The organism is Brevundimonas kwangchunensis, from assembly GCF_039523815.1.
Lineage (GTDB): Bacteria > Pseudomonadota > Alphaproteobacteria > Caulobacterales > Caulobacteraceae > Brevundimonas > Brevundimonas kwangchunensis.
This window is the reverse complement of record NZ_BAAAGA010000005.1, coordinates 640,012-645,084: the sequence shown is the minus strand read 5'-3', so window position 1 is coordinate 645,084 and position 5,073 is coordinate 640,012. Positions and strand designations below refer to the sequence as shown.

Sequence of the window (5,073 nt, the reverse complement as noted above, 5' to 3'; positions counted from 1 at the left end):
CCTTTGATCTTTCAGCCTTGCGGCCCGGTCTTACCGGGGAGCGCGGGGCTTCGGAGCCGGCAGCAGGCCTTCGCGCTGGGCGCGCTTGCGGGCCAGCTTGCGGGCGCGACGAACGGCTTCAGCCTTCTGGCGAGCGCGCTTTTCCGACGGCTTTTCGTAGTGCACGTGGCGCTTCATTTCACGGAAGCTGCCTTCGCGTTGCATCTTCTTCTTCAGCGCCTTGAGGGCCTGATCGACGTTGTTGTCGCGGACGAAAATCTGAACCAGGTGAAACTCTCCTTTGGCCGCCCGCCGCGTCCTGTGAGGGAGACGGGCAGACAAATAAAATTCGTGCTCCCGGACCGGGGTCCGCGAGTGAAGGCGGGCTGATACACGAGCGAACCGGGCCTGTCCAGATCGTCGCGATCACTTCTCAAGGCTCGAAACGCCCGTCGGACGGGCTTATGATGCAGGAATGACCGACGCGCCACACCTGCCGAACGAAGAGCCCGCAGGAGATTGGGCGGACCGCATGGAACAGGCGGTGCTGGACGTCGCTATCCGCCGTGCGCCAGTGCTGGGCTGGAATGCTCGCATGGTGCGGGTCGCCTGCGAAGACAACGGCCTGTCGCTTGGGGACGAAGAGTTGCTGCTGCCCAACGGCGCGCGCGATCTCGCCGCCCTGCTGTCCCGTCGGCACGACGACCGCGCCATGGCGACCTTGGCCGAGGTTGATCCGGCCAGCCTCAAGATCCGCGAGCGAATCGCCCGCGCCCTGTCGGCCCGCATGGAGGCGGGCGCGGAGGATCTGGACGCCACGCGCAAATGCGCCGCCTTCCTTGCGCTGCCGACCAACGCCGATCTGGGGCTGAAGCTGGCGTGGGAGACTTCGGACCTGCTGTGGAACTGGGCCGGGGACACGGCCACCGACTGGAACCACTATTCGAAGCGCACCATCCTGTCGGGCATCCTGATCCCGGCGCTGACCATGCGCTGGTTCGACGGCCGCGAACCGGCCGAGGCCTTCGTCGCCGCCCGCATCGAGAACGTCATGGCGTTCGAGAAGTGGAAGGCCGGCAAGGACTTCGACGCCCCGCTGCGCAAGATGACGGACGTGCTGAGCCGGATGCGGTACGGGGCGAAGCAGCCCGGCTGATCAGCCGAGAGGCTTCACCCGGTTCACGTGCGCCATCTTGCGTCCCGGACGCGCCTCCGCCTTGCCATAGAGATGCAGGCGGGCGTCCGGTTCGGCGGCGAGGGTCTGCCATTGCTCGACCTCGTCACCCAGCAAGTTGGTCATCTCGACGCGGCAGTGGGCTTCGGTCGGGCCGAGGGGCCAGCCGGCGACGGCGCGGATGTGCTGCTCGAACTGGTCGCAGACGCAGCCGTCCTGAGTCCAATGGCCGGTGTTGTGCACGCGCGGGGCTATCTCGTTGACCAGCAGCACGCCGTTTCCGAGGTCGAACAGTTCGACACCCAGCACGCCGACGTAGTCCAGGCCGTTCAGGATCGCCGTGGCGATTTCCTTCGCGCGGACCTCGGTCTTCGCATCGACATCGGCCGGGGCGAGGGTGGTCTTCAGGACGCCGCCCTTGTGAATGTTCTCGCCCAGCGGGTAGACGGCGACCTGCCCGTCACGACCTCGTGCGGCGATGACCGACAGTTCGCGGGTGAAGGCGGCCTTGGCCTCGAGAATGGCCGGGCGTTCGCCGATGGCGGCCCAGGCTTCGGCGGCCTCGTCGGCGGACTTCACCCAGACCTGCCCCTTGCCGTCGTAACCCTCGCGGCGGGTCTTCAGCAGGGCGGGGGCGCCGAGGCGCTCCAGCGCAGCCGTCAGGTCCTCGATACTGTCGACCGGCGCGAAATCGACGGTGGTGGCGCCGACGCTGTTCAGGAAGGTCTTTTCGTCCACGCGGTCCTGCGCGGCGGCCAGCGCCTTCGGGCCCGGAGCGACTTCGGCGCCGCCTTCCGCCAGCGCCGCGACCGAGGCGGCGGGGACGTTCTCGAACTCGAAGGTTACGGCCTGCGAAATGCGGCCCAGCACCGAAAGGGCGTCCGGATCGTCATACGCGGCCACCAACTGGTGCTGGGATACGCGCGCGGCCGGGCAGGCTTCCTCGGGATCGAGGATGACGACATTGAAGCCGAGGCGCGAGGCGGCCTGGCTGAGCATGCGGCCCAGCTGTCCCCCGCCGAGGATGCCGATGGTCGAACCGGGAGGCAGGGGCAGGGAAGCCACTCAGTCCTCGACCGTCTCGTGCACCGACTCGGTCTGGGCTTCGCGGAAGGCCTGCAGGCGGCCGGCCAGCACCGGATCGTTCAGGGCCAGGATCTGCGCGGCGAGGATGCCCGCATTCCTGGCGCCGGCCTCGCCGATGGCCAGGGTGGCGACCGGGACGCCGCCGGGCATCTGGACGATGGAGAGCAGGCTGTCGAGGCCGCTGAGCGCCTTCGACTGGACCGGCACGCCCAGCACCGGGAGCTCTGTCATCGAAGCGGCCATGCCCGGCAGATGGGCCGCGCCGCCGGCGCCGGCGATGATGACCTTGAAGCCCGCGGCCTTCGCGCCCGTTGAGAACTCGACCAGTCGCTGGGGCGTGCGGTGGGCGCTGACGACCTTCGCATCCCAGGCCACGCCGAGCCGGTCGAGCGTGTCGGCGGCGTGCTTCATGGTCGGCCAGTCCGAACGACTGCCCATGATGATCGCCACCGGCGGGGATTCGGTCGCCATCGAGCCACCCTTTCTCGCGGAAAGCGGCGCGATACAGGACTCGCGTTGCGCCCGCAACCGACGGCGTTAGGCTCGCGACAGGCCGGACATGTTGAGTCGCCGGCCGGGGAGCCTGTTTTACGCCCGTGACCGACGCGGCCCTCACCGACCCGATCGCCGAGATCGAGCGCCTGCGCGCCGAGGTCGAGCGCCTGCGCGTGCGTGCCGAGGCGGCCGAGGCGGCGGCGGATCACGACGTGCTGACGCCGACGCTGAACCGGCGGGGCTTCGTCGCGGCGATGAAGAGCGCCATGGCCTTCAGCCAGCGCCACGGCACGCCGGCGGTGCTGCTCTACCTCGATCTGGACGGGTTCAAGGGCGTCAACGACCGGCTGGGCCATGCGGCCGGTGATGCGGCCCTCGTGCATGTCGCCGAACTGATGAAGGCCAATCTGCGCGAGTCGGATGCGGTGGGGCGTCTGGGCGGCGACGAGTTCGGCCTGCTGATGCTCAACGCCGGTCTGGACGAGGGGCGCGAGAAGGCGCGGCGTCTGGCGGCGGCGCTGGAGGCGGATCCTTTCCGATGGGAAGGTGAGGAAGCCGGCCTCGGCGGATCGTTCGGCGTGCGGGCGTTTGCCGGCCACGCCGATCCGGAAGTCTGGCTGGCCGAGGCGGATGCCGCCATGTGGGTTCGCAAGAAGGGGCGCTGAGCTCCGGCCTCAGGCGATGATGTCCGGCAGGATTCGGGCTTCGATCTTCACGATCTCGTCGCGCAGGGTCAGCTTCTTGCGCTTCAGCCGCGCGATCATGAGCTGATCCGGAATCGGCATGTGGCCGAGCGCCTCGATCGAGGCGTCGAGGTCGGCGTGCTCCTGCTGGAGCTCCTTCAGCCGGGCGTGAAGCGCCAGCTCTTCCTCGGTCAGAAACGGTTCGTCGTCGTTCATGTCAGGCCCCGGACGGCGGTGCTTATAACGTGCGTTCCGTCAGGCCGGAAGGCGTTCGGCGAACAGGGACAGGGCGGTGCGCGGTGTGACCGAAGACCATTCGCGCGACGCTGCGACCAGGGCCGGCAGGACGGGGCGCGAGGGGCCGGTCTCCGCTGGCGTCAGGGCGTCCAGCGCCTCCAGAAGGTGACGCTCGGTCTGCAGTTCGATGGCCTTTATGCCCTCGCGCACGGCCTCGCGGGCGGTGTCGTCCATGTCGGGGATGCGTGACTTCATCGCGCGGCGGACCTGACGCAGCGGAGCGATGGTCGTCTCGTGCCAGACGCGGGCGGTATCCGCGGCGGCCTCGACCTCGTCCTGATCGACAGCGCGGCCGGTCTGCGCCGCCCAGGCGGCCCAGAGCAGCAGGGGAATGCACTGGCCTTGCGCGTCCTGCAGGTCGAGGGCGGCGAGGGAGACGCCGGGCGCGGCCCAGGCGCGGAGAGACCAGTCCCACAGGGTCATTCGACGGCCGGGCCCTTGAGGCCGTCCCATCGCTTCACCGCGGCCCAGTCGAGGCCGAAGACGTCCAGCGCGCGGCCGACGGACTGGTCCACCATCTCCTCGATCGTCTTCGGGCGAGCGTAGAAGGCGGGCAGGGGCGGGGCGATGGTCGCGCCCATCTCGGCCAGGGACGTCATGGTGCGAAGGTGGCCGAGGTGGAACGGCGTCTCGCGCACCATCAGCACCAGCGGCCGCCGCTCCTTGAGGGCGACATCGGCGGCGCGGGTCAGCAGGGTGGTGGTCACGCCGGTGGCGATCTCGCCCATGGTCCGTATCGAACAGGGAGCGATGATCATGCCCATGGTGCGGAACGAGCCGGAGGCGACGGTGGCGCCGACGTCGTTCAGCTTGTGAACCACGTCGGCCTTCGCCGTCAGTTCGTCTGCGGACAGATCGGTTTCCTGCGACAAAGTGAGCAGGGCTGCGCGGCTGACGACGAGGTGGCTTTCGACCTCAAGTTCCCTGAGGGCCTCAAGGACGCGGACCCCGTAAGTCACGCCGGAGGCTCCGGAAATTCCGACCACGAGACGTCGAGGCGGGTTCCGTACAGCTCCGTTCACATCTTCGGCCAATTCGGGCTCCAGGGTCGTCGGGTCCGGCGGGCCGCCAGCCTCACCGGAAAGTGATTCTACAGGCGGTCAAGCCGGGCGCTCACTCTAGTGGTCCCTTAGACATGGAGGCGCAAGCCATGAGTATCGAAGCTCGGATCCGCGAACTGGGAAATCGTCATCGCAGTCTGGACGAAGCGATCCAGCGAGAGATGACCCACCCGTCGTCGGACACGCTTCGCGTAAGGGAGCTCAAGCAGAGGAAGCTCAGGCTGAAGGAAGAAATCTCCAGCCTCGAAGCCCGCCCCTGACGACACATCCACCTGAATGAGAAACGGCCCCGGAGATC

The 5,073-nt window shown here is 68.3% G+C and carries 9 protein-coding genes; 3 read left to right on the top strand and 6 right to left on the bottom strand.

Features of this window, described 5'->3' with window-relative positions:
- Positions 1 to 30: 30 nt before the first annotated feature.
- Positions 31 to 267: a 30S ribosomal protein S21 gene (gene rpsU, locus ABDZ95_RS12375; RefSeq protein WP_141628328.1), complete on the bottom strand. Its 237-nt coding sequence runs from the start codon at positions 265 to 267 to the stop codon at positions 31 to 33.
- 187 nt (positions 268 to 454) lie between these two features.
- Here rpsU and ABDZ95_RS12370 point away from each other — a divergent pair, with 187 nt between their 5' ends.
- Positions 455 to 1,135 carry a COQ9 family protein gene (locus ABDZ95_RS12370; RefSeq protein ID WP_343794173.1) on the top strand — a complete coding sequence of 227 codons (681 nt, stop codon included), beginning with the start codon at positions 455 to 457 and terminating at the stop codon, positions 1,133 to 1,135.
- Here ABDZ95_RS12370 and ABDZ95_RS12365 read toward each other — a convergent pair whose 3' ends face one another.
- On the bottom strand, positions 1,136 to 2,218 hold the full coding sequence (locus ABDZ95_RS12365; RefSeq protein WP_343794171.1) for a 5-(carboxyamino)imidazole ribonucleotide synthase: 1,083 nt from the start codon (positions 2,216 to 2,218) through the stop codon (positions 1,136 to 1,138).
- The gene (gene purE, locus ABDZ95_RS12360; RefSeq protein ID WP_343794169.1) at positions 2,219 to 2,710 is read right to left on the bottom strand and encodes a 5-(carboxyamino)imidazole ribonucleotide mutase; all 492 of its coding nucleotides are present in this window, start codon (positions 2,708 to 2,710) and stop codon (positions 2,219 to 2,221) included. It abuts the gene before it with no gap.
- 125 nt (positions 2,711 to 2,835) lie between these two features.
- Between purE and ABDZ95_RS12355 the strand changes: the two genes are divergently transcribed.
- The gene (locus ABDZ95_RS12355) at positions 2,836 to 3,399 is read left to right on the top strand and encodes a GGDEF domain-containing protein (RefSeq protein ID WP_343794167.1); all 564 of its coding nucleotides are present in this window, start codon (positions 2,836 to 2,838) and stop codon (positions 3,397 to 3,399) included.
- A gap of 9 nt (positions 3,400 to 3,408) precedes the next feature.
- Here ABDZ95_RS12355 and ABDZ95_RS12350 read toward each other — a convergent pair whose 3' ends face one another.
- From ABDZ95_RS12350 to ABDZ95_RS12340, 3 genes are read right to left on the bottom strand one after another with little or no spacing between them, the layout of a single operon-like run.
- Positions 3,409 to 3,633 (bottom strand): YdcH family protein, encoded by a 225-nt coding sequence (locus ABDZ95_RS12350; protein ID WP_343794165.1) that lies wholly within the window; start codon positions 3,631 to 3,633, stop codon positions 3,409 to 3,411.
- A gap of 39 nt (positions 3,634 to 3,672) precedes the next feature.
- Positions 3,673 to 4,137: a TIGR02444 family protein gene (locus ABDZ95_RS12345; protein ID WP_343794163.1), complete on the bottom strand. Its 465-nt coding sequence runs from the start codon at positions 4,135 to 4,137 to the stop codon at positions 3,673 to 3,675.
- Positions 4,134 to 4,736, bottom strand: coding sequence for a UbiX family flavin prenyltransferase (locus ABDZ95_RS12340; protein ID WP_343794305.1), 603 nt, complete (start codon positions 4,734 to 4,736; stop codon positions 4,134 to 4,136). Before ABDZ95_RS12340 ends, ABDZ95_RS12345 begins: the two co-directional genes overlap by 4 nt.
- A 128-nt stretch (positions 4,737 to 4,864) precedes the next feature.
- On the opposite strand from ABDZ95_RS12340, the gene ABDZ95_RS12335 reads away from it, so the two are divergent.
- Positions 4,865 to 5,035: a YdcH family protein gene (locus ABDZ95_RS12335; protein WP_343794161.1), complete on the top strand. Its 171-nt coding sequence runs from the start codon at positions 4,865 to 4,867 to the stop codon at positions 5,033 to 5,035.
- Positions 5,036 to 5,073 lie beyond the last annotated feature (38 nt).